20 protein-coding genes and 3 pseudogenes are annotated in these 22,361 nt (G+C 69.6%); 16 read left to right on the top strand and 7 right to left on the bottom strand.

Going from position 1 to position 22,361, the window contains the following annotated elements:
• Positions 1 to 183: 183 nt before the first annotated feature.
• From AB0F77_RS22375 to AB0F77_RS22355, 5 genes are all read right to left on the bottom strand, one after another.
• On the bottom strand, positions 184 to 1,404 hold the full coding sequence (locus tag AB0F77_RS22375) for an Nramp family divalent metal transporter (RefSeq protein WP_361951591.1): 1,221 nt from the start codon (positions 1,402 to 1,404) through the stop codon (positions 184 to 186).
• Between the two features lie 305 nt (positions 1,405 to 1,709).
• On the bottom strand, positions 1,710 to 1,946 hold the full coding sequence (locus tag AB0F77_RS22370) for a hypothetical protein (protein ID WP_361951298.1): 237 nt from the start codon (positions 1,944 to 1,946) through the stop codon (positions 1,710 to 1,712).
• 403 nt (positions 1,947 to 2,349) lie between these two features.
• Positions 2,350 to 2,844: a MarR family transcriptional regulator gene (locus AB0F77_RS22365; RefSeq protein ID WP_361951295.1), complete on the bottom strand. Its 495-nt coding sequence runs from the start codon at positions 2,842 to 2,844 to the stop codon at positions 2,350 to 2,352.
• A 190-nt stretch (positions 2,845 to 3,034) separates the two neighbouring features.
• Positions 3,035 to 3,238, bottom strand: coding sequence for a hypothetical protein (locus AB0F77_RS22360; protein WP_361951292.1), 204 nt, complete (start codon positions 3,236 to 3,238; stop codon positions 3,035 to 3,037).
• A 162-nt stretch (positions 3,239 to 3,400) separates the two neighbouring features.
• On the bottom strand, positions 3,401 to 3,787 hold the full coding sequence (locus tag AB0F77_RS22355; protein WP_361951289.1) for a helix-turn-helix domain-containing protein: 387 nt from the start codon (positions 3,785 to 3,787) through the stop codon (positions 3,401 to 3,403).
• 149 nt (positions 3,788 to 3,936) lie between these two features.
• Here AB0F77_RS22355 and AB0F77_RS22350 point away from each other — a divergent pair, with 149 nt between their 5' ends.
• The 6 genes and pseudogenes from AB0F77_RS22350 to AB0F77_RS22325 all read left to right on the top strand — a co-directional run.
• The gene (locus AB0F77_RS22350) at positions 3,937 to 4,884 is read left to right on the top strand and encodes an NADP-dependent oxidoreductase (protein ID WP_361951286.1); all 948 of its coding nucleotides are present in this window, start codon (positions 3,937 to 3,939) and stop codon (positions 4,882 to 4,884) included.
• A gap of 45 nt (positions 4,885 to 4,929) precedes the next feature.
• The gene (locus tag AB0F77_RS22345) at positions 4,930 to 5,685 is read left to right on the top strand and encodes a glucose 1-dehydrogenase (RefSeq protein ID WP_361951283.1); all 756 of its coding nucleotides are present in this window, start codon (positions 4,930 to 4,932) and stop codon (positions 5,683 to 5,685) included.
• Positions 5,686 to 5,727: 42 nt separating this feature from the next.
• A complete protein-coding gene (locus AB0F77_RS22340) occupies positions 5,728 to 6,129 on the top strand; it encodes a nuclear transport factor 2 family protein (protein ID WP_361951281.1) in 402 nt (133 codons plus the stop codon).
• Between the two features lie 26 nt (positions 6,130 to 6,155).
• The gene (locus AB0F77_RS22335) at positions 6,156 to 6,587 is read left to right on the top strand and encodes a hypothetical protein (RefSeq protein WP_361951613.1); all 432 of its coding nucleotides are present in this window, start codon (positions 6,156 to 6,158) and stop codon (positions 6,585 to 6,587) included.
• Positions 6,526 to 6,681 (top strand): annotated as a pseudogene (locus AB0F77_RS22330) (alpha/beta hydrolase fold domain-containing protein); the annotation flags it as partial. The gene AB0F77_RS22335 and the pseudogene AB0F77_RS22330, both read left to right, overlap by 62 nt.
• A gap of 74 nt (positions 6,682 to 6,755) precedes the next feature.
• Positions 6,756 to 7,151: pseudogene (locus AB0F77_RS22325) on the top strand (alpha/beta hydrolase fold domain-containing protein); the annotation flags it as partial.
• On the opposite strand, the gene AB0F77_RS22320 reads toward AB0F77_RS22325, so the two are convergent.
• On the bottom strand, positions 7,074 to 7,940 hold the full coding sequence (locus AB0F77_RS22320; RefSeq protein ID WP_361951278.1) for a helix-turn-helix transcriptional regulator: 867 nt from the start codon (positions 7,938 to 7,940) through the stop codon (positions 7,074 to 7,076). The pseudogene AB0F77_RS22325 and the gene AB0F77_RS22320 overlap by 78 nt on opposite strands.
• 154 nt (positions 7,941 to 8,094) lie before the next feature.
• On the opposite strand from AB0F77_RS22320, the gene AB0F77_RS22315 reads away from it, so the two are divergent.
• From AB0F77_RS22315 to AB0F77_RS22270, 10 genes and pseudogenes are all read left to right on the top strand, one after another.
• A complete protein-coding gene (locus tag AB0F77_RS22315) occupies positions 8,095 to 8,781 on the top strand; it encodes an EthD domain-containing protein (protein ID WP_361951275.1) in 687 nt (228 codons plus the stop codon).
• Between the two features lie 242 nt (positions 8,782 to 9,023).
• On the top strand, positions 9,024 to 10,376 hold the full coding sequence (locus tag AB0F77_RS22310) for an aldehyde dehydrogenase family protein (protein WP_361951272.1): 1,353 nt from the start codon (positions 9,024 to 9,026) through the stop codon (positions 10,374 to 10,376).
• Between the two features lie 303 nt (positions 10,377 to 10,679).
• Positions 10,680 to 10,920 (top strand): annotated as a pseudogene (locus AB0F77_RS22305) (IS5/IS1182 family transposase); the annotation flags it as partial.
• Positions 10,921 to 11,191: 271 nt separating this feature from the next.
• A complete protein-coding gene (locus AB0F77_RS22300; RefSeq protein ID WP_361951611.1) occupies positions 11,192 to 12,022 on the top strand; it encodes a hypothetical protein in 831 nt (276 codons plus the stop codon).
• Positions 12,019 to 12,966: an ABC transporter ATP-binding protein gene (locus tag AB0F77_RS22295; RefSeq protein ID WP_361951269.1), complete on the top strand. Its 948-nt coding sequence runs from the start codon at positions 12,019 to 12,021 to the stop codon at positions 12,964 to 12,966. The genes AB0F77_RS22300 and AB0F77_RS22295 overlap by 4 nt, the downstream gene beginning before the upstream one ends.
• On the top strand, positions 12,963 to 13,742 hold the full coding sequence (locus AB0F77_RS22290; RefSeq protein ID WP_361951266.1) for an ABC transporter permease: 780 nt from the start codon (positions 12,963 to 12,965) through the stop codon (positions 13,740 to 13,742). Before AB0F77_RS22295 ends, AB0F77_RS22290 begins: the two co-directional genes overlap by 4 nt.
• Positions 13,739 to 14,554 (top strand): ABC transporter permease, encoded by an 816-nt coding sequence (locus AB0F77_RS22285; RefSeq protein ID WP_361951263.1) that lies wholly within the window; start codon positions 13,739 to 13,741, stop codon positions 14,552 to 14,554. The genes AB0F77_RS22290 and AB0F77_RS22285 overlap by 4 nt, the downstream gene beginning before the upstream one ends.
• 271 nt (positions 14,555 to 14,825) lie before the next feature.
• Positions 14,826 to 16,055, top strand: coding sequence for a pitrilysin family protein (locus AB0F77_RS22280; RefSeq protein ID WP_361951260.1), 1,230 nt, complete (start codon positions 14,826 to 14,828; stop codon positions 16,053 to 16,055).
• Positions 16,052 to 17,980 carry a hypothetical protein gene (locus AB0F77_RS22275; RefSeq protein WP_361951258.1) on the top strand — a complete coding sequence of 643 codons (1,929 nt, stop codon included), beginning with the start codon at positions 16,052 to 16,054 and terminating at the stop codon, positions 17,978 to 17,980. Before AB0F77_RS22280 ends, AB0F77_RS22275 begins: the two co-directional genes overlap by 4 nt.
• Positions 17,981 to 18,140: 160 nt before the next feature.
• Complete coding sequence (locus AB0F77_RS22270) at positions 18,141 to 19,658, top strand: radical SAM protein (RefSeq protein WP_361951255.1); 1,518 nt, start codon at positions 18,141 to 18,143, stop codon at positions 19,656 to 19,658.
• Positions 19,659 to 19,885: 227 nt separating this feature from the next.
• Here the strand turns inward: AB0F77_RS22270 and AB0F77_RS22265 are convergent, their stop codons facing one another.
• Positions 19,886 to 21,859 (bottom strand): BTAD domain-containing putative transcriptional regulator, encoded by a 1,974-nt coding sequence (locus AB0F77_RS22265; protein WP_361951252.1) that lies wholly within the window; start codon positions 21,857 to 21,859, stop codon positions 19,886 to 19,888.
• Positions 21,860 to 22,361: the final 502 nt, after the last annotated feature.

The raw sequence follows: 22,361 nt of genomic DNA, 5'->3' as shown, positions 1-22,361 counted from the left end.
TTGAATAGGTGACCTGCGCCAGGTGACTCATCCTCAAGGACGTGTCGGGGTCCCGGCGCACTCGCCACAGAATCTCGAAATGGGCCCGCTGCAGCCCCATCTCGTCCTCGGCGGAGCCGAACCGCAAGCAGCCGGGCCTGGCATCAAGAGCTCACGTCCGGATCTCACGTCCGATCGAGCAGTTCAGAGGACCAGTTGGGCCAGCAGCCACACGTTGAGCACGATGACCAAGCCGGCGGCGAGGACCGCACAGGCCGTGGTGGTCGGGCGGTTCGCCCAGCGGCCCATCAGCGCCTTGTCCCGGGTGAAGAGAATGAGGGGCAGCAGGACGAAGGGAATCCCGAAAGAGAGCACCACCTGACTCAATACCAGCGCTTCAGTCGGGCTCATGCCACTGAGGAGCACCGCCAAGGCGGGCACCAGTGTCACGACCCGCCTCAGAAGAACGGGGACGCCGCGTCGCAGGAAACCGCCCATCACGATCTGCCCCGTGTACGCTCCGACGCTCGTGCCGGCGAGGCCGGACACCAGCAGCGCCACGGCGAACGCCGCTGCCGCGGCCGGTCCGACCAGTCGGCCGTACGCCTCGTAGGCCGCATTCAACGAGTCCCCCGCAGCGGGCGCCTTTCCGTACAGGGAAGTGGCGGCCGTGATGAGGAGGGCGGCGTTGACCGCTCCGGCCACCGCCAGCGCGATGAGCACGTCGGCGCGCACGTGGCGCAGCATCCGTCGGTGCGACGCCTCCACGCCGGTTTCCGTTCCTTGTCCTTCCCTGTCCTCGACTGCCGCGAGGGCATGCCGTTGTTCGCTGGTGAGAGCGGAGTGGAGGTAGACCACGTGCGGCATGACCGTGGCTCCCACGATGCTGCCGGCCATCACCAGGCTGTCGCCCCCGCGCAGGTGGGGTACGAGGCCGACTACGGAGCGGGCTACGCCGTCGGCGGCGACGACTTGGCTGAGGAACACGCCGAGCAGCAGGGTCAGTGAGAGGGTCATCAGGAGTTCGAACCTGCGCCTGCCTCTGCCGCGCATCGGGAGCAGGGCGAGTGAGACGACGGCGGTGACGGCACCGCCGACGGGCAGGGGCAGACCGAACAGGATGTTCAAGGCGATGGCCCCGCCGATCACTTCGGCCAGGTCGGTCATTATCACGACGGCCTCGGCCTGGAGCCACAGCCCGATCACCACCGGCCGCGGGTAGTGTCGGCGGCAGAGCTGCGGCAGACTCTCCCCGGTCGCCGATCCGAGTTTGGCGGAGAGGTACTGCACGAGCATCGCGACGAGGTTGGCCGCCACGACCACCCACAGCAGCAGCGGGCCGAAGGTGACTCCTGCCTGGACGTTGGCCGCGAAGTTCCCTGGATCGACGTAGGCGACTGCGGCCACGAACGCCGGTCCAAGCAGAGCGATCGAGAATCCGGTGGGCGGTCGCGGGCTCGGGGGGAGCCTGCGTGTGCCCGCCCCCGAAGGCGATCCGGGCGGTGCACAGGCATCCGGGCTCCCGCCCTGTTGCGGGTGCGGCATGTGTGGGCTCCATCCGATGGGGCCGGGGCGCGCCGTTCAGCGAGGTGCCACCTGGCACCGCGCGCCTTGAAGGACTGCGTATGAGGTCGGAGGGCGGCGTGCTGGACACGGAGCGTCCACGGCTCCTCGTCCGCGGGCGGTCGCGACGCTCGCCAACGGCCGGCAACCGTGCCGCAGGGCAGGGGTCAGTGCCGGGAGGTCACGAGGATCGCGACGGAGGCGAGGAGCAGGGCGAGTCCGCTCAGCAACACCGTGCGGCCGTGTGCACGCCACCAGTTCAGCCTGCGCGCCATTGCGTCGGAGGTCATGTCGGTGTCCGCCGAGCGGATCGCGAGCAGGAGAAGCCCCGTGACGAGGCTCAGGGCTGCCGCGAAGCAGGCCAGCCGGACGAACACGTCCTGCGGGGTCGACGTGGCCGACATCAGCTTGTGCCCTTCTCCCGGCAGGCACGGTCCGTTCGCTCCTCCGGGAGCGTGGCGCACCGGCGCTTCCCTCCCGCGGAGTGCGGCCACTTGGGTTCTGCGGGGTGCGCGGGGCAAGGGTGTGAATGTGCGTGCATCGGCGTTCACGGCGCTTTCTCTGCGGCTCAGGAAAGACGGCTGGCAGTCCAGCGAGCTCCCTCTGTGAAATTCATTCAAATAGATTTCACCCGGAGCTGTCAACGGCAGCGACCGTCTACGCACCACGGGGGCGCCGAAGGTGATCCGGCCCAGCCCACGGCTCCGCCTTCTCGCAGGGCGAGACAGGGCGAGGCCGAGGCCGCCGTGCGAAAAGGCGTGCAGGACCGCGCCGAGACGGTCCGACGGCTCACCGCAGTGGCCACCGTTACTGTTCCTTGCCTCCCGCGACGTGCAGCGCCTCCGAGTCCAGGTGGGCGAGGAGTGTTTCGCCGATCGCGGTGAGCTGGTCACGTGCCTCCTCGCTCAGCGGGGCCAGGACGTGGTCGCGGACGCTGCACGCGTATACGGGTGCCGCCTGCTCGGCCCGAGCGAGACCTTCGTCGGTCAGAACGGCCAGCCACCCTCGTCGATCCCCTTCGGGAACTTCGCGGCGCACCAGGCCGTCCGCCTCCAGGCGGCCGACCGCGTGAGTGATCCGGCTGGACTTGGAGTGGGTGATCTCCGCCAGGCGGCTCATGCGCAGAGCTCGGCCGGGCGCCCTGCGCAGCCGCCACAGGATGTCGAAGTAGGTGCGGGGCAGGCCCGTCTTCCGCTCGAGGTCGGCGTCCAGGCGGGCCGAGACGGCTTCCCATGCGCGATTGAAGGCGCGGAAGATCCGCAGCTCGTCCGGGCTGAGCCAGTCACGCTCCTCGTCACTCATCACATCTACTACAGTACTGCACTATCTAGCGCTGTAGTAATCTGAGCGCTTCCCGTACGTGATCACGCGCAGGGGCGACCGTCACGGAATCTCCTTCACGTCGGAGCACTCGTCGTGTCCCGACCGGCCAGGAGCGGCGAGCCGGCCATGGATGCCTGTCGTCGGCACGTCGGGCCGACGACGCGAAGGACTACCGGACGGTGTTCGTCAGACTCGCCGCGTAGACGGCCGCCATGGACTGGAAGTAGGCCAGCACCACCGGGCCGAAGGGCTGGGCGGAACGTCGCAGCACACCGAGGCTCCCCCAGCGACGGTCGCCGAGCACCACAGGCGTGAATACCGCGATCCGCGACTCCGCCGCGTTCGGGAGCGCGGCGGTTCGGGCGTAGGACAACAGTATCGTCGGGTCCTTGGACCGAGGGCGCCCCCGGCTCGTAGACCTCGGAAAACGCCCCCGCCACCCCGGCGACGATGCACTCCCGGCTCGCTCACCCGGTCAGGACAGCGTTCCGCGCCGCAGACCTGGCCCTTGCCGGGACACGGCTCCTCCGCTGCTCTACTGCGCGCTGTCGTACTCCTCCCGTGCGCGGTCCACGCGCTCGACATTGGCCTCGGCCCACTTCTTGACCTGGAGGAGCAGCTCGTAGAGCTCCAGGCCCAGGGCGCTGAGTTCGTAGTCGACACGTACCGGCACGGTGGGCGTGACGGTGCGGGTCAGCATGCCGTCACGCTCCAGGCCGCGGAGGGTCTGGGTGAGCATCTTCTGGCTCACGTCCGGGATCTCGCGGCTGAGCTCGCCGTACCTCAAAGAGCCTCGCATGCCGAGAGCGCCGATGACCTGTGTGACCCACCGGTTGCTGACGTTGTTGAGCAGGGCGACCGCCGGGCAGGCACGGAAGAGCGCGGGCTCCGTGGCGGATCGACGCGGGGTCGTGGTCGGCATCGTGGTCTCCTCTCGCCGATAACACCATTCCATCATGGGTGCGCTACGAACCCAAAAGTGCCTACTTTCCTCTGGAACGTAACTCTTCCTAGGCTTGCAACGGTTCCGGCTCGCTGCCGGATCCCAGACGAAACCGAGGGAGAACAGTGGTGATCCAGCAGAGGATGCGGGCCGTCGTGGTCCGCCGAGCCGGTGGCCCGGACAGCGTCGAGGTGATCGAGGTCGAACGGCCCGAGCCGGGACTGGCCCAGGTACGCGTCCGGGTACACGCCGCGACGCTCAACCCCGTCGACGCCGGTGTCTGGAGTGGTGTCTTCGGCCGGCCCGCGGACGGCGGTCACCTGGCGCTCGGGTGGGAGTTCTCCGGCGTCGTCGACGCGGTCGGGCCGATGGCGAACCACGCCCCGGGCGACGCCGTCATCGGCTACGTCCAGGGGCCGGTACTGACCCACGGCGCGCAGGCCGAGTACGTCGTCGCGCCGGCCAACGCCGTTGCCCCGGCACCGGACGGGATCGACCTCACCGCCGCGGCCACCATCCCGCTGCCCGGTCTCACCGCCTCCCAGGGGCTCGATCTCCTGGCGCTGTCGGCAGGCTCCACCGTTCTGGTCGCCGGTGCGGCCGGCGCCGTGGGCGGATACGCCGTCCAGCTCGCCAAGGCCCAGGGAATGCGGGTGATCGGTCTCGACCTTCCCGGCACGGAGGAGACGGTGGTGGATCAGCTCGGCGCGGATCGTTTCGTCGCATCCGGTGAGCACCCCGCCGACGCCGTCCTGGAGATCTGCCCCGGCCGCGTCGACGGCGTGCTGGACGCCGCCTCGCTCGGCAGCCGGGTGATCGAGGCGGTCAAGGACGGCGGCTCGTACGTCACCACCGACCCGAGACCCGAGTTCCTGCCCGCCCCGGGCCGCGGCGTCCGCCGACGCGTCGTGCTGGCAGCGGGCGACGGCGCCCGGCTCTCGACCCTGGCCGACCATGCCGCCGCGGGGCGCCTCACCCTCCGCGTCGCCGAGACCTACCCGCTGACCGAGGCCCGCCGCGCACACGAACGGCTGGCAGCGGGCGGCCTCCGGGGCAAGATCGTCCTCCTCCCCTGACCCCCGCCCCACCCGAACCGCATCCCCTCAACAAGGAGCACCGTCATGGAACTCGAGAACAAGGTGGCCTACGTCACCGGTGCGGCCTCCGGCATCGGCCGGGCGGAAGCGATCCGCTTCGCCCGCGCCGGCGCCCGTGTCGCCGTCGTCGACCGCGACACCGCGGCGGCCGAGAAGGTCGTGGCCGAGATCGAGGCCGCCGGCGGCACCGCCGGCGCGTTCCACGCCGACCTCGCCGAGCCGGCCTCGGCGCAGGCCGCCGTCGAGGCGGCGCTCGGCCGATTCGGCCGCATCGACGTGCTCGGCTACACCGCCGGCATGTTCGACGGCGGACTGCCGTCCCACGAAGTCGGCGTCGAGCGCTGGAGCCAGGTCTTCGCGGTCAACCTCGGAGGCCTGTTCCACACCACCAATGCCGTACTGCCCCAGATGATCGAGCGAGGGTCCGGCGCCATCGTCATCGTCGCCTCCAACGCCGGCCTGATCGGCGGTGGAGGCGGGGCCGCCTACACCGCCTCCAAGCACGCCGTGGTCGGCTACGGCCGCCAACTGGCCGTCGACTACGGCCCACGGGGAATCCGCACCAACGTCATCGCCCCCGGCCTCATCGAGACCCCCATGGCCGCGGCCGTGGTGGCCGACCCGCACGCCCAGGAACTCATGCGCCGCTCACCCGCGGGCCGGCACGGTCAGCCCGAGGAGATCGCCGAGGCGGCGCTGTTCCTGGCCGGCGACGCCGCCAGTTACATCCACGGCGTCGTCCTCTCCGTGGACGGCGGCCGTCTCGCCAGCGTCGCCTGACCCCGACCACCCCTCCGGCATAGACCGACAAGGAAGCAGCCCATGTCCATCACCGAGACCAACACCCAGGTCGCCCTCAGCCTCCTCGACGCCTTCACCGCGGGCGACGTCGACAAGATCGTCTCCCTGCTCGCCGACGACGCGACCTGGTGGGCGGCAGGCTCCGTCCCCGGAGTCTCCGGAAGCCGCACCAAGGCGGAAGTCACCACCGCCGTCGCCGGCATGGCCGACCTCAGTGTGACCGGCACCCTGCCCACCACGATCCACCGCACCATCGCCCAGGGTGACCTCGTGGCGATCGAAGCCTCCACCGACGCCCGCTTCACCAACGGCAAGACCTACCAGAACCAGTACATGTTCCTGATCCGGGTCCGCGACGGCGAGATCGTCGAGATCAAGGAGTACATGGACACCGAACTCGCCCGATCCACCTTCCTGGGCTGACCCGAGCACGGGCCTGGGAACCAGCCATGACATGTTCCATCGACCCCCCACTCACCCCCGCCCTTGCGGTGCTGCCCGCCATCGATGTCCACGACCCCGAAACGGCACGCGCCACGGAACACGCGATTCTGTCGGAGCTGCCGGCTCCGCCCCTCCACGACCTCACCGTCGAGGAGCGCCGCGTACCCGAGCCCGACGCGGCCCCCGACGTCGACATCCGGATCTACCGACCGCGGCATGCCTCGCAGCCGTTGCCCGGCATCCTGAAGATCCACGGCGGTGGATTCGTCACCGGCGGCCTCGACACCGACCATGCCGCCGCGGCAGCACTGGCGAGCAGCCGTGGTCGTCTCGGTCGACTACCGGCTCGCACCGGAACATCCCTACCCCGCAGCCGTGCAGGACTGCTACGCAGTCCTCACCTGGCTCGCGGCCTCGACCGACGAGCCGGCCATTGACCCAGCCCGAATCGCCGTCCACGGCGAGAGCGCGGGCGGAGGACTCGCCGCCGTCGTCACCCTCATGGCCCGGGACCGCGGCGGACCCCGACTCGCCTTCCAGTTCCTGAGCATCTCCGAACTCGACGATCGTGTTGAGACGCCGTCGATGCTCGCCCAGCCGACACCCCGGTGTGGAACAGGCCGAACGCGGAAGCCAGTTGGTCGGCCCATCTCGGCGAGACGGCGGGGTCGGCCGACGTCACTGCGTATGCCGCGCCGGCACGGGCGGATGACCTCGTGGGTCTCCCGCCCGCCTACGTGAGTGTTTGTCAATTCGATCCGCTGCGGGACGAGGGAATCGAGTACGCCCGACGCCTCGCGCATGCCAATTTCCCCGTCCGCATGGACAACGATTCAGATGTCCACATGAACAAAGGGCCGGCTTGCACCCGCGAGCCGGTCCCCCTCTTTTTACTTCAATGGGACATCGCCCGGACACTCGTTTCACCGACGAGTGGCATCCGATGCGCCGACGGTCGCGTCCCAGCTCATCAAAAGCTTGAGACGCTCCTCCGAAGGTGAGCCGACGTTGACGGTGTACGCCGAGATGAACTGCCCTTCCGAGCGGTCGATCAGGAATGTCTCGAAGTTCACGGTGATATTCCCGACAGACTCGTGGTAGATCTCCTTGGTGCCGTGGCCGTGCTTGTAGAGGCGATAGTCCGCCCAGAAACGCGCGAATTCCTCCGAAGCGACGGAGAGCTCCCCGACCAGGCGCTCGAGCGCCGGGTCCGGCACGCGCGGGTCACGGGCCGCACGCAAGGAGGCCACGATGCCCCTCGCGACCTCGTCCCACTGCGGATACCGGATACGCGCCTCCGGATCGAGGAACAACCACCGGGCGATATTGCGATCCGCCACCGGCATCGCCCCGAAGTCGGTCAAAAGGGCCGCGGCCGCCCGGTTCCAGGCAAGCACCTCGAACCGAGGCCCCTGCAAAATCGCGGGGGTGGGGTCCATGGCCTCGATAAGGGTACGCAGGCCCACGCGAACGCTGATCTTCTCGGGCCGGCTGCGCCGTGGCCGGCTCGGACGCGGCTCCACCAGGGCACGCAGATGCTGGCGCTCGTAGTCGTCCAGGCGCAGGGCGTCCTCGATCGCTGTCAGCACTTGATCCGAGACATGGCCGACACGCCCTTGCTCAAGGCGGGCGTAGTAGTCGACGCTCACTCCCGCGAGCACGGCGACCTCCTCCCGGCGCAGCCCCTTGCCCCGTCGGGGCGTCGGCGAAGGAGGCAATCCGACGTCAGCCGGCTCAAGGGCCGCACGGCGCGAGGTGAGGAACTCGCGAAGAGTGTCGGGCATGGTCATTGCCCCATATTCCCGTATGGGGTGGTGGGTGGGCGATGGCTTAGCTGGTACTGGCAGTACCGGTTTGGCAGAGCCTGCTATGTCCTTCCGGGCCGGGGATGCCGCCGCTGTTATGGAAGAGACCCGATGAACACCCCCAAGGGAGAGTCATTCCATGACTGCGGCCGACACCACCGTGAAGATGGTGCAGCTGGCGCACCCGCGCGCCGACATCGGCGTCCAGGAATTCCACGACCACTGGCGCCACCCCCACGCGACCCTCGTCCGTGACATCCGCCCCATCCGGCACTACGTCCAGAACCACCGCATCACCAGCGATGTCTTCACCGACTCCGACTCGACCTACCGGGGCATCGCCGAATGCTGGTTCGACAGCCTCGCCTCGAACCAGGGCCTGGCCACCGACCCGCAGTACGTCAACCACGTGGGCCCCGACGAGCCGGAGTTCGTCGACCAGTCCAAGCACCTGATCACCATCACGACCGAGCAGGTGATCCACACCAACCGCGGTGACATCGCCCCCGACGCCCCGGCCGGCGACCTGTACTGGTCCGACAAGGACGCCCCCACCTACATCGCCCTGTGGCAGTTCGTCCGCGACCACTCCGCCCACTGGAGCCGCGAGGAGTCCCTGAAGGTCTCCCACTCCCTCGACGCCTTCCGCCAGGTCATCAACCGCAGCGTCGACCCCACCTCCGACATCGCGGCCGTACGCCAGTTCTACTGGCCCTCCCTCACCGCCTTCGAACATGCCGTGACCACCCACCCCACCGCCTTCGAAGACCTCCGCGCCACACCCGATTCCTTCCTCTTCCTCACCCACGCCGAACGCATCTTCTGAACAACGGCCCGACACGAAACACCACGATGGATGGCCACGATGGATGGCGAGGAACCATGACCGTCCGGAGTGACTCCCGGACGGTCCTAGCCGAGATCGAACGACAGTGTTCGGTCTCCGAACGAGCCGGTTCCGACCGTCCACCTCGCTCCGCCGCCGGAACCCAGTGACAGGCGAGGGCGGAGCCGGGCATCAGCTCACATCACTGTCAGCAACCAGAGCACACAGAAAGTACCAAGCGAATGATCGAGACCGTCCAGATCCAGGCGGCGTTCCAGGCCCTCCGCGCCGGACGGCGGGCCATGCGCGCCACCACCGCCGAGCAGCGCATCGAACTGCTCGAGAATCTCCGAGCCGAAATCCAGCGCCGCAAGACGGACATCATCGAGGCCATTCACCAAGATCTCGGGCGTCCGCTGACCGACGAGGGCGAGTTCGCCACGATAATGGGCAACATCGACATGGTCCACGCGCACCTCAAGGAGTGGATGGAGCCCGTCACCGTCGAGAAGTCCCCCACTTCCCCGGAGGCCGAGGCGATCTACATCAAGTACGAGCCCCGCGGGGTCGTCCTCCTGTTCGGGACCTGGGACTTCCCGTTCGGGATGTTCTTCTCCCCGCTCATCCAGGCGGTTGCCGCAGGCAACACGGTACTGGGGAAGACCAGTTCCATGGCGCCCGCGTCCGGCACCGTCGCCGCGGAGATCGTGCGAGCCGTATTCGGCCCGGACCAGGTCGCCGTGTTCGAAGCCGACGACGTGGAGACCACCGCCGACGGGCGCAGCCTCAACAACGTCCTGCTCGACCTGCCGGTCGACCACATCTTCCTGACCGGCAGCCCCAAGGTCGGCAAGGAGATAGTCAAGGCCGCCTCTCGGCATCTGGCGACGTTCACCCTCGAGCTCGGCGGCAAGTCGCCGGCCATCCTCGACGAGACCGCCGACCTCGACCTCGCTGCCGGGGCCTTCGTCGGCGGCAAGGCCGGCTACCAGGGACAGACCTGCCTGAGTGTGGACTACGTCTGGGTCCCGGAGGGGCTGCGCGACACCTTCATCGAGAAGTACGCCGCCGCTCTCCAGCGGGCCTACTACGTCGACGGCGAGTACCAGCTCGACCGGGACCAGCGCATCGTCAACCGGCGCAACTACGACCGGGTGAAGGGCTATCTCACCGAGGCGGTCGAGCGCGGTGCGAAGGTCGCGTTCGGCGGAAGCACCTGGGACGACGAACTCACCATCGAGCCGACGGTGTTGCTCGACACCCCCCTGGACACCGACGTCGTCCAGGAAGAGATCTTCGGCCCCATCCTGCCCGTGATGACCTACACGGACGTGGAAGAGATCTTCGCGCACTCCGACTCGCTCGGTAAGCCGCTCGGCTTCTACATCTACTCCGAGGACCAGCAGTTCATCGACCACATCCTCGACAACACCACTTCCGGGGGCGTCACGGTGAACGGTCATGTCGTCCACTGGCTCGAAGAGAACCTCCCCTTCGGGGGCGTCAACTCCAGCGGCTACGGCCGGTATCACGGCGTGTGGGGCTTCAGGGAACTGTCCAACACCCGATCGGTGTTCCACGTGAAGACCACCTGACGCGGACAGCCGCGAACTCACGTCTGATCCAACGATCAGACGTGAGACTCCACGGCGGTTGCTGTTCGAGACACCGCGGCCAGGGCCCAGTCGTCGGCGAGGTCATCGGCACCCGCCTCCCGCTCGGTGGGGTCCATGCGGAGTCGCCGAAGCTCCAGGCAGAGCGATGCGGGCGCGCCGAAGCGAAGCGGCAGGCACGCGAGGCGCTATGGACGCTGTCCGCCTGGCCCGAGCGAGGGGCCAGTGCCGATCGGCATGATCCGGCTGCCCTGACTCAGACGTCATCTCGTGTGGATCGATAGCCTGCCGGTCCTGGTTCCACTCGTTGAGCGGCTGGTGCCGGATGAGTTGTGGGAGTTGTTGCAGCGGGTGGTCCCGGAGGCTCCGTCGCGGCCTCAGGGCGGCGGCTCACCGGCGCTTTGCCGAGTGGTCGAAGGCTCGGGTGTGGGCAAAGCTCCACCACTTGGTCCTCGACGAGCTCGGCGCCCGCGGCGAGCTGGACCGGTCCCACTGCGCGATCGACTCCGCGAACATGCGGGCCCTCACGCCGAGGCGGGAGCGCGTTCGGGTGGCACGGTGTGTACGTCGTGCCGGTCGGCCCGGTTCTGCAGGGCGCACTTGCAGGCGTGGTCGAGATGACGCAGGCCGGCGAGGTTCCGCTTCCCGCTCGTCCGCCCCGTGTGGCGTGTGCAGGGAATATGCAGGACGTGTATGCGCCGTATCTCGTGTGTCTGCCACAGGGTGCCAGAGTTTTTCCACGAGGCGTCCGGCGGCGAAGGAGCGGGCTGTTGAACACACGATGGCGAGGAGTCACTGTGCTCGGAGTGTCCGCGGGCTCCGGCAAGACGAGCGTTTCCGGTCACATCCTGCGCGCACTCACCGATCGTGGAGTTCCGGTCAGGCCCTTCAAGGCCGTCGCCGTGGTGGATCCCGATGATCCGGCCTATCCGGACGTGCCCGGCCCGCTGCGCGGAGCACTCCACAACTGCGGTGCCGCCCGTGTCCGACCACGGTGGTGGCACAACCCGGTCACGGTGGTTCCCGACCGGCAGCGGCGGCACGAAGGCGAACTGTTCCTGTGCGGCGCTCCGGCCGGCGACGTCCCCATCCGCGGGCAGGACAGCATCGACCTGCACCGCATCTCGCCCCGGCTGCACAAGAAGTGTGTCGACGCGGTGCACGAGGCGCTGCGTCAGGAACCGGCCCAGTTGGTGATCGAGGGCGCGGGCGCGGTGGGTGAACTGGATCCCGAGCACGATCTGGCCAATCACCTCGCCCCGGTCTCCGCCGGTCTGCCCGTGATGCTCGTGGTGAACGCGGCTCGTTCCGGGCACGTCACCGCGTTGGCCGGCGTACGGCACCTGGTGGCGCCGGAACTGCTGCGGCTGATACGCGGCCATGTGCTCAACCAGGTACGCGACACCGAACACGCTCGCGCCACCGCCGAGAGGACCCGGCGGGGCTCGGACTTCCCGCTCCTGGCCACCATGCCCGAGGCGCTGCTCCCCGACGGTTATGACGGAACCCCGGAGAAACTCCAGCCGATCTATGACCGAGGAGCCGGCGACGTGATCCGCTCCGGGCTGCTGGACCGGCTCGGGCTGGACCTTTCCGTACGCGACCGCGAGGCGGTGGCGGCCGAGTGAACGCCATCAGCACTCGGGGTCTGCGCAGGACGTTCGCCCGGAAGGCCACCGAAAAGGTCGCGCTGCACGGAGTTGACATCGATGTCCCGGAGGGCGAGGTGCACGGCCTGCTCGGGCCCAACGGTGCGGGCAAGAGCACACTCTGCAAGGTCCTTTCCACCGTGCTGCTCCCCACCGCCGGTACCGCAAGTGTCATGGGCCGGGACGTGACCACCAGCACCGCCGCCGTACGGTCGCTGATCGGAGTCTCCCTCGGCGGCGACCGCGGACTGTACGGCAGGTTGTCGGCCCGGCAGAACCTCCGTTACTGGGGTGCGTTGTACGGGTTGAACGGCCGCTCCCTGGACGCACGAGTGGCGATGCTCCTCGACCGGGTGGGCCTGTCCGCCCAGGCGGACGACAGGGCCGAGACGTTCTCCCGGGGCATGAAGCAGCGTCTGCACCTGGCACGGGCCATCGTCCACGACCCTCCTGTGCTGCTGCTGGACGAGCCGACCGCCGGCCTGGACCCGGTCGCGGCGCACGGGTTCCGGAGCATCGTCGAGGAACTGCGCCGGGAGCGGCGTACCGTCCTGCTGGCCACCCACGACATGGCCGAGGCCGAGGCGCTGTGTGCTCGGGTGACACTCATCGACGGCGGCCGGGTACTGGCCACCGACAACCCACGCACCCTGGGCGAACGGGTGTCGGGGCACCAGCGGGTGGAAGCCGTGGACGCCCCCGCCGCCCTCCTCGCCGAGCTGCGCCGCCTGCCCGGGGTCCGGGGCGTCGAACACCACCCGGACGCCGTGGCGCGGATCGCCGTCGACGACGACCGCAGTGCCCGCGAGGTGCTGCGGCGGCTGGTGGACGCGGACGTCACCCGTGTCGCCGTCGTACGGCCGAACCTCGCCGAGATGTATCTCGACCTCGTCGGGGGACGCGGCATGGAGGTGGGCCGGTGACCGGTTCGTTCACCGCCGCGCCGGCCGCCTTCCGGCTCCAGACGACACTGCTGTTGCGTTCGCCCGGCAGCCTGCAACCGCTGTTCACCGCTCCCTTGTACACACTGATCTTCACAGCGATGGCCGAACACTCCGGCAGCCCGGAGAATCCGGGCTACGCGATCGTGGTGCCGGTGTTGATCTCGCTGTGGACCATGGCGCTGCTCACCGCCGGCGACCTGATCGCCCAGGACCGCTTCGACGGCACGCTCGAACTGCTGGTGGCGGCCCCGGCCGGGACGGCAGTGGTGACCACCGCACGCATCGCCGCCGTCACCGGGGTCAGCCTGGCCGCCGTCGTCGAGTGCTGGTGCACCTCGGCACTGGTGGCCGGCGCCTGGCCACCTGTCCACCATCCCTTCTTGCTCGCCGCCGGGGCGGTGGCGACGGCGGTCGCCCTGACGTGCGCGGCCTGTCTGATGGCGGCGGGTTTTGTGCTGGCGCGCTCGGCCCGGGTGTTCCAGAACGCGCTGAGTTATCCGCTCTACCTGCTCGCCGGGCTCACCGTGCCCGTCAGCGCGATGCCCGACTGGGTACGTCCGCTGAGTCGGCTGTTCTTCCTGTCTTGGTCCGCCGACCTGCTGCGCCGTTCGGTCGCGGAGGCGCCGGTGCCCGACCCGGCGGGGCGGCTGGCGGCCACCGTGCTGCTCGGCCTGGTCTGGTACGCGGTGGCTCTGCTCGCCTTCCGCGTGGTCTTGACCCGGGTACGCGCCACCGGAACGGTGGGCCTGGTATGAGCATCGTGCCCGACGCTCTCCCCGCCGCCGCGCGGGCCGTGCAGTGCGGGGCCGTCAACGGCCTGGCGGATCTGCGGGCGATCAACACCTGGTGGTCGTGGACCTTCGGCTGGCTGGCCCGAATGGTGTGTCAGGTGCTGTTCTTCGCCGTCTCGGCGACCGTACTGGGCCCCGAGGCCGACGCGAAGTTCCTGGTCGTCGGCAACGCGGTCGCGGTGTGCGCGATCGAGGCGATGATGGTGGTCGCCTCCAGCGCCTGGGAACGCCGGGCAGGGACGCTGCCCCTGCTGGTGACCGGTCCGGCGAATCCGGTGTGGGTACTGGCGGGGCGGGGCGTGCAGTGGCTGCTCAGCGGTACGGCCACTTCGTTCATCGCGTTCTGCCTGCTGCTGCCGCCCTTCGGGGTGCGCCTGTCGGCAGGCGTGGTACTGGCCGCCGTACCGCTGATCGCCTGTGCCTCGGTGTCCACCTACTGTTTCGGGCTCTTCGTGGCGACTGTCGTGCTCGGCTTCCCGTCGCTGCGCAATGTCGCCGCCAACGCGTCGTTCCTCGTGATGATGGCGGTCTGCGGCGTCGAGGTGCCGCGGGACTTCTGGCCGGGGCCGGTCCGCGCGGTCGCCGAGCTCCTCCCGCTCACCCATGAACTGCGCGCCGTACGGCGCCTGCTGGCCGGGGCCCCGGCGGACGCGGTGGCCGGCCCCGCCGCGCTGGGGCTGCTGGTGGGGTGCGGCTGGCTGGCGCTGACCGTACTCGCCCTGCACCGGCTCGTCGAGCGTGGACGGCGCGACGGGTCGATCGAGTTCACCTCGTGAGCCCACCGCTGTCACGGGACGCGCCGCACCCGGTGCGGCCGCACGGACTCCCGGCGCTACCTGCCGCCGGGCCGCAACGGACATGGAGAGGAGGGGATTTCGATGGAGCGTAACCACGCGACCGGGCTTCGCCCGCGGCTGGACAAGGTGAAGGTCGGCGACAAGGCGTAAGTCACCGAGTGCCATCCGTGTGCCGCCGCGGAAGCGCCTGTCCGCGGCGGCACGTGCCGTGCCGGCGACCGAGACCGATGGACGACGAGGGGCGGGACCCGTGGAGAAGTACCGACTGACCGGCGGAGTGACGCTGCTGGGACGTGCCGAGGACCACTGGCGAACCACCAGCCTGTGCCTGGCGGTGGACTTCGGATCGCGCCATGACCCGCCCGGGGGCGGCGGAACCGCTCACCTCCTGGAGCATCTCCTGATGTCCGCCCCTACGGCACAAGGCTGTTCGCTCGTCGAGTACGTGCAGCGGCTCGGCGGCAGCGCCAACGCGACCACCGGCCTGGACCGCATGCTCTTCGAGGTCCGGGTGCTCAACCGGGACGCTCTTGAAGTCGCTGCGCTGCTCGCCCGGTCGGTGCTGCGGCCGGTCCTGACCGAAAAGACGCTGGACGGCGAACGGAAGGTCGTCCTGCAGGAGTTGGCAGCGGCGGCGGCCGACCCCAGTGACGTCGTGCAGGACGCGTTCCTCGGCCGGATCTTCGCCGGACATCCACTGGGCCGACCGGTCGGCGGTACTCCCGCCGAGTTGCTCGACACCGGCGTCCGGACGGTCCTCGATGTCCACCGCGACCGTTTCCTGAGGCGTCCGATGACGCTCGCGGCCGTGGGCGGCACCCCCCTGGCGGCGCTGCGTGCGGCGCTCGCGGACTCCCCGCTGGGGGAACCGCCGGTGGACCCGCCCTGGCCGGGGGAAGGCGCGGGCGCGCCGAAACCGCTCGTCTCCGGTCCGGCGGTGCACTGGCCCGCAGACGGTTTCTGCTGGCTCTCCGTGGGCGGGCGGGCGCCCGCCGTCCACGACGAGCGGCGGCACGCGTACACGGTTCTGGCGGACCTGCTGGGCGCGAACCCGGCCTCGCTGCTGTACCGGCGACTACGAGTCGAACAGGGGCTCGCCTACATGTTCTTCGCCTGGGCGCGGGCCTACCGCGACACCGGAGCCTGGCGCATCCTGGTCGGCACCGAGGCCGCGAACGGCCCCGCCGTGCTGGCACTCGTACGCCGTCTCCTGATCGACCTGGCCGAACACGGACCGGACCCCGACGACCTCGCCGTCGCGCGGCGGCAGGCCGTGGCCGCGCTGCTGATGGAGACGGAGGACCCGGCCGCGTACGCGCAGCGCATCGCGACGGACGAGACGGCGGCGGCCGCGGATCCGGACGGGAAAGGCTCCGCCGCGGCGCTGGAAGCGGTCATCGGCGGCGACATCCAGGACGCGGCGGCGCGACTGTGCGCGGAGCTGACCGCCGTCGTCCGGCCGGACGGGGAGGCCGCATGAGCTGCGCGCTGGACGAGTTCCTCACCGCCGCGCTGCGCGCCGGCGTCCGTCACAGCTGGCGCGGCTTCGGTTATGTGGGCGACCGCTACACCGACGCGCTCACCGGGGAGGTCTCGTATCTCGTCGAGCACCTCGATCCCGACGTGCTGACAGCGCCGGAGCGGCTGACGGCCTTCGCGGACCACGTACTCGGCGAATGCCCCGGGGCGGACGGCGTGTTGCTGCGTGTCCCGGGCCGCCACACGCCGCCGCCCCGGTGGAACCGGCGGCTGACGTACCTGGCCAAGTCGGACGACGGCGATTCCGAGGGCACCGCTGCCGAGGACAACGGGCTCCGGGTGCGTGCCGCGAACGGCGGTGACACCTCCGACATCACCCGCTGGCTCGCCGACGCGTTCCAGACGGGGGCCGCCGACCAGGGCCGTCCCGTGGAACGTGGCACAGCCCTCCAACAGGCCGCCGAGGTGATGGCGGCACCGGACCGGTGCTCCTTCATCGTCCACAAGGACGGCGTCGCGCTGGGCCACGCCACGCTGCTCGTCGACGCCCGGGACGACGTGGACGGGACGACGTTCGTGAATCTGGTGGACATCCTGATCGAGGACCCGGCCGAACGACACGCCGCCACGGCGGCGTTGGTGCGGGCCTGTGCCCGGCGGGCGGCGACATCCGGGCGGCCGCTGATCGGCAACGTCATCCACCACTGGGCCGGCCGACGAGGAGACCGTGTGGTCGGCTCGCTGACGGCGGACGGCTGGCGCACACACTACGAGTACTGGTGGTACCCCCGCGAACCGCCGTCGCCCTTGCCCGAGTTCGGCCTCCGCACGCTCTACGGCCTGCTGCAACTGGACGAGGACGAGCCGCCGTCCGCCCTGGTGCGACGGGCCCGCGGCATCGCCCCGGTCCTGGCGCCGCTGGCCCTGTCGCTCGCCGTACGAGAGGGCGCCGAGCCCGGTCCTGGAACGGCCGAGGAACTGCGCCGCGCCAGGGAGAGAGCGGAGACGTACGAGCGGATCCTGCGCTCCTGCACACGGGCCGAGCCTGGTGTCCGCCCCGTGAAGGGCCCGTCGCTGCGCCGCTGGTACCCCGACGACGTGGTGCGCACCATGAACGACCTGGACCTCGTCGTGCCGGACGAGGCCGCCCTGTGGCGGGTGGTCGGCACCGTACTGTCCCAGCGGACCGTGTCCGGCGTCGGACTCTCCCTGCTGGAGGAACCGGGACGGTCGGTGGACGCCGGGCCGCACCTGCTGGTGGCGCCGTACTGGGAGCCCGCCGACCCGCTGCTGGACCCGGAGATGCGGGTGGAGATCACCACCTTCGGCTACGCGGGCGACATGGCCGCCCTGCCGATCCGGGCGGAACTGCCCGCGGACCAGGTCCTGGCCGACCTGCTGGCACTCGCCGAGGAACGGATCCAACGGCCTTTCAACGCCAAGGACATGCTCGACGTGAGCCTGCTGCTGCATCCCGCGCGGATGCCGGACCCCGCTGTGCTGACGGCGACCGCCGAACAGTACCGGCTCGCTCCGGAACTGGCCGAACTGCTGGAACTGGCCCGTCGGCGCGGCGGACTGCTGGCCCACCTCCCCGAGACGCTGCCCCGAACGCTCGACGATCTCGCCGAGCGGGAACGCGCCCGGCGGACGGCCCCCGGGCAGCCTCCCGCCGCCCGTACCCGGTACGGCATGCCGCTCGGCCCGGTCCGTATCCCCTCCGCCGGCACCTCCGCCGTCCGCACGCACGAGTGCGGGGCGGGCACGCTGCTGTTCACCCCGGTCGGGGCCTATCTGCTGGTGGACGGCGACCGGGTGGACCCCGAGCGGTTCGAGGCCGCGCGGGCCGAGGCCGCCGCCCTGTCACCGGTCCGCGACCTCCGCGACCCGGACCCGGACCCGTCGAAGCCACGGCGGGGCCAGTGACCGGCGCTGCGTCCGGCGGCCGACTCACGGGGGCGGATCGCGCTACCGAAGGCCCCGCACCGTGCGCCACCGCAGCCGCCCGCATCCGGCTACGCCGCACCGACCCGAACCGTCTGTAGCGCACCACACACCGACTCGGCTCACATCCGCTGGGGGAACCATGCCGGCCCTGACCACCACCACACCGACGAACACCGAGACGCCGCTGCCGGACACCGACCTCATCGTGGGCGCCGACCCCGGCCGGTCGCTGGACGCTCTGTTCGTCAACGCCCCGCTGCGGGACTACACCTTACGTCCCAGGGTGAACGACTACACGCTGCCCGTGCTCGGCATGGCCTACATCGCCACCTACGCCCGGCAGGCCGGATTCAACGTCGGCATACTCGATGCCGAGGCGCACGGGCTCGGCATCGAGCGGACCGTCGCCGTCGTCAACGCCGCCCGTCCCCGCTGGGTCGGAATGAACCTGCTGGCGCCCACGTACGAACTGTCCGCGCGGATCGCCGCAGGGCTGGACGACGGGATCGCGCTCATGGTCGGCGGCCACCATGCCAAGGCCATGCCGGAGCGTGTGCTCGCCGACCCGCGCATGGCACGGCTGCGCGCACTGGTGCTGGGCGAGGGCGAACCGCGTGTCGCCGCGCTCCTCGCCGACGAGACACGCCGTAGCGAGCTGCCCGGCGTGATGTGGCGCGACCGGCTGCTGGGCACCCCGGTCGTGGGGCTGGCCCGGGGCAGGGACGCCGGACGCTGGCTCTCCCCTGACATCGACGCCCTGCCTCTCGTCGACCGGGTGTTCCTTCCGCAGGACCCCTATGTGGCGGGCGACGGCCGCATCGAGGCGAACATCGTCGGCTCCCGCGGCTGCCCGTACGACTGCGGGTTCTGCGGCGCGGCGGTGTCCGCCAACCCCGACATCAAGATCCGGACCCGCTCGCCCGAGGGCATCATCGAGGAACTGGAGACACTGAACGCCGAGTACGGTGTCACGGCCTTCCGGTTCGTGGACGACCTGTTCCTCGGCGCCGCTCGCGTCATCAAACCCTCGATGGAGGCGTTCACCGCGCACAGGATCGGTGAACGGTACGTATGGGACGCGACAGGTCGTATCAACGTCCTGCACCGCGCCGACGATGCCATGCTCGACACCTTGGCCGACAACGGGCTGCGTGAAGTGGCGCTCGGCATCGAATCCGGCAGCGACCGGGTACTGGCGTCCATGGACAAGCGCATCACGGCCGACATGACCGCGTCGGTGGCCGGCCGGCTCATGGCCCGGGGCATCAACGTGAAGGGGTATTTCATCCTCGGGTACCCCGGCGAGCAGCGCGAGGACCTCGACGCCACTGTGCACCACATCCACCAGTTGTGGGACACCTCCGACCGGCTGCCGGGCACCTTCCGTGCCTCGGTGTTCGAGTTCCGTCCCTACCCGGGAACGCCGGTGTGGCAGCGGCTCATCCAGGCAGGGCACGACGCGGACCAGATGCTGGCCTACGGAGACGTCGATCTGACCGACCAGGGCGCCGACGAAAGCATGCGCGCGCGGGACGAGTTCAACTTCTCGGTCGGCATCCAGTTCGCCGACACGCCGCTGGCCGTACTGCGCAGCCACCTCGCCGACCTGACCCGCGAGCAGCACGTCCGCGGAAGCGCCGCGAAAACGGCCGTCTGACCCCTCGGACGGCCTCGACGGACGCGGATCGCACAGGAGACCGGTGTCGGATCGCCGGGGCGCTGGACAAGGTGGTTCCCGGGCTGTTCGCGTCCGACTACGACGAGCGGCTGGAGGCCGCTCGTCGTCCGCGGATCCTTCACCCGCGGATCTCGCCCGCGGCAGGGTGACCGGCCGCCGACGGCCGACCGTCCGGATCCGCGTCGGCGAACCGCACCGCACCGCACCTAGTGGTCGGGCGCGGAGCCGAGTTTCTCGAAGAGTTCGAGGGAATAGGCGCGAAGGAGGCCGTGCAGGACGTAACGGCCGGGAGTGCGCTCGCAGATCATCTGCGTGCGGGAGAGCTCGACGAACAGCGCGTGGGCCCGACGGGGGCTGTCACCGATGAGGCCGGCGGCGACATCCACACTGATGTCGGGCCCCTGATGCGCCGACAGTAAGCAGAACAGGTGTGCGGCCGGAGCGCTGAGCTGGCGGTAGGACCATGACAGCGCGGCGCGGAGGTCGGTGTCGCCCTCGTCGGCGAAAGCGTCGAGGCTTCCGTGGGCGCACCGCAGTTCCCCGGCTATCGCCTTGAGGGGAAACTCCGGGTGCACCTGGGCCCTGGTGGCGACGATGGCCAGGGCCAGGGGAAGACGGCCGCACAGGTCGACTATCTCTTCCAGTGCCTCGGGCTCCGCGGAGGCCCGCTCGATGCCAAGCCGTCGGGTCATGACCTCCAGCGCGGCCGCCGTGTCCAACGAGCACAGCCTCAGCGGGGTGACCCCTTCCGCGGCGACGAGGGTCGACAGGGAGGGTCGGCTGGTGATGACGGTGCGGCAGCCCGTCGCCGCGGGCAGGAGCGTACGTACCTGCTCGGCGTCCCGCGCGTTGTCGAGAATGATGAGTACTCGGCGCCGGGCCAGAGCGCTGCGGTAGAGCCCTGTCCATTCGTCCGGGCTCTCCGGAGGCCGGACGGGATGGATGCCCAAGGCATGGAGGAATGCCTGCTGTGTCGTGGTCGGGGAGAGGGCGGGAGCGTTGCTGAAGCCCTTGAGGTCGACGTAGAGCTGCCCGTCGGGAAACAGGTGAGCGACCCGATGTGCCCAGTGGACGGCCAGCGCGGTCTTGCCGCTTCCTGCCGTGCCGCTGATCGCCGTGACCGTCACGGCACCGCTCGGGTCGTCGGCCTCGGACACCAGGGCGTTCAGGTGTGCCAGTTCCGGCTCGCGTCCGACGAACGCCACCGGGTCTCGGGGAAGTTGTGCGGGAGGTACCGGCAGAGGTGCGGGAGGCGGTACGACGGCGTGCGAGCGGGCGTCGGCGGGCCGGGCCGCCGGTGCGCGGTCGTCCGGGCCCTCCTTGTGCCGTCCGTCCGAGCCGACCAGCCAGGGGTCCGCCTCCAGGATGCGCTGATGCATGGTCCGCAGAGCGGGACCGGGCTCGACGCCCAGCTCCTGCCGTAACACGCTGCGGGTACGACGGTAGATGTCGAGGGCCTCGGTCTGTCGGCCGGAGCGGTACAGGGCCAGCATCAGCAGTTCGGAAAGACGCTCGCGCAGGGGGTGGGTCTCAAGGAGAGAGAACAGTTCCACCGATGCCTGGGCGTGTCGGCCCTGCTCGATGTCGATCGCCAGGCACTCTTCGGCTGCCAGCGCCTTCCATTCGTCCAGGACGTTCCGCTGGACCTGTGCGAAGGGCGTCTTCTGCCCCGCCAACGGGGTTCCCGACCAGATGCGCAGCGCCTCACGCAGCAGGGCGGCGGCGTCATCCATCGCCCCCTGCGACTTGGCCGCACGAGCCCGCACGGTGAGGTGCCGGAACCGCTCCACATCCAGGCTTTCCGACGAGACCGCCAGGCTGTAACCGCCACTTCGGGTACAGATGAGGCTCTTCTCGGAACCCAGGATCTGGCGTAAGCGGGTGATGTAGGTGCGGACGACACTGGCGCCGGAGACGGGAGGGTGTTCGCCCCACACGGCACGGACAAGATGGTCCGTCGATACCTGGGCGCCGTTGTTCAACAGCAACACCGCCAGCACGGTCTGCTGTTGGGGGGATCCGAGCGCGATCTCCGTCTCACCGCGCCAGGCCCGGACCGGGCCGAGCAGGGAGAACCGCACGGTGTCCGACTGCGCTCTCTCTTCCTGGTCCCACTCGCCCCGAGCATCCGCGATGTCCGCATGGCAAGTCGGGGAGTCCAGTGCGACGAGATCTGGCATGCGAATCTCCGTTCAGTACGGGAAGGACGGTGGGACGAGGACGGCCTTCGCGGCGCGGCCCACCGTGAGGCGCGGCACTCCGCGGCGTACGGAAACCCGGTGGCGGCGTTGCAGGAGGATTCCTCCGCTCTCCTCATCCGATTTTTTCATCGATGGAATCGACCGTCAGGTATGCCTGCGACAAGGTCGGCTGCGGTGGGTAATGCGGGGTCCTCTCGTCCGGAGTATTTCAAGGAATGTTCAACCGGCAGTCACGCGTTGGCTGTGACGCATATCACGTGTATTTGCCGAGGTGGCGAGATCATCACCGGGTTTGCACAGCAAGAATCATCCTGATCTGCGGCGTACCGCAGAGGACGATCGCGGATTGGCTTGAAGTTTTCTCCGGTAAGGCGTCACGACGCGGTGCCCGATGTATTTTTTTCAGCTGAGGCGTAAGCGGCGAGCCGCCTTGCCTTCAGAGAGGGCGAGTGGCAGGCGATTTCGTCCAGGCGTGACCTCG

Source organism: Streptomyces sp. NPDC026672 (assembly GCF_040638185.1).
GTDB lineage: Bacteria > Actinomycetota > Actinomycetes > Streptomycetales > Streptomycetaceae > Streptomyces.
This window is presented reverse-complemented; position numbering and strand designations above follow the sequence as displayed.

What these genes read in the sequence shown, in the direction of transcription:
- AB0F77_RS22345 (WP_361951283.1), top strand. Translation starts at nt 4,930, where the DNA reads ATGGAACTCGAGAACAAGGTGGCCTACGTCACCGGTGCGGCCTCCGGC.
- AB0F77_RS22265 (WP_361951252.1), bottom strand. Translation starts at nt 21,859, where the DNA reads ATGCCAGATCTCGTCGCACTGGACTCCCCGACTTGCCATGCGGACATC.
- AB0F77_RS22275 (WP_361951258.1), top strand. Translation starts at nt 16,052, where the DNA reads ATGAGCTGCGCGCTGGACGAGTTCCTCACCGCCGCGCTGCGCGCCGGC.
- AB0F77_RS22270 (WP_361951255.1), top strand. Translation starts at nt 18,141, where the DNA reads ATGCCGGCCCTGACCACCACCACACCGACGAACACCGAGACGCCGCTG.
- AB0F77_RS22365 (WP_361951295.1), bottom strand. Translation starts at nt 2,844, where the DNA reads ATGAGTGACGAGGAGCGTGACTGGCTCAGCCCGGACGAGCTGCGGATC.
- AB0F77_RS22340 (WP_361951281.1), top strand. Translation starts at nt 5,728, where the DNA reads ATGTCCATCACCGAGACCAACACCCAGGTCGCCCTCAGCCTCCTCGAC.
- AB0F77_RS22320 (WP_361951278.1), bottom strand. Translation starts at nt 7,940, where the DNA reads ATGACCATGCCCGACACTCTTCGCGAGTTCCTCACCTCGCGCCGTGCG.
- AB0F77_RS22310 (WP_361951272.1), top strand. Translation starts at nt 9,024, where the DNA reads ATGATCGAGACCGTCCAGATCCAGGCGGCGTTCCAGGCCCTCCGCGCC.
- AB0F77_RS22315 (WP_361951275.1), top strand. Translation starts at nt 8,095, where the DNA reads ATGACTGCGGCCGACACCACCGTGAAGATGGTGCAGCTGGCGCACCCG.
- AB0F77_RS22335 (WP_361951613.1), top strand. Translation starts at nt 6,156, where the DNA reads ATGACATGTTCCATCGACCCCCCACTCACCCCCGCCCTTGCGGTGCTG.
- AB0F77_RS22355 (WP_361951289.1), bottom strand. Translation starts at nt 3,787, where the DNA reads ATGCCGACCACGACCCCGCGTCGATCCGCCACGGAGCCCGCGCTCTTC.
- AB0F77_RS22285 (WP_361951263.1), top strand. Translation starts at nt 13,739, where the DNA reads ATGAGCATCGTGCCCGACGCTCTCCCCGCCGCCGCGCGGGCCGTGCAG.
- AB0F77_RS22370 (WP_361951298.1), bottom strand. Translation starts at nt 1,946, where the DNA reads ATGTCGGCCACGTCGACCCCGCAGGACGTGTTCGTCCGGCTGGCCTGC.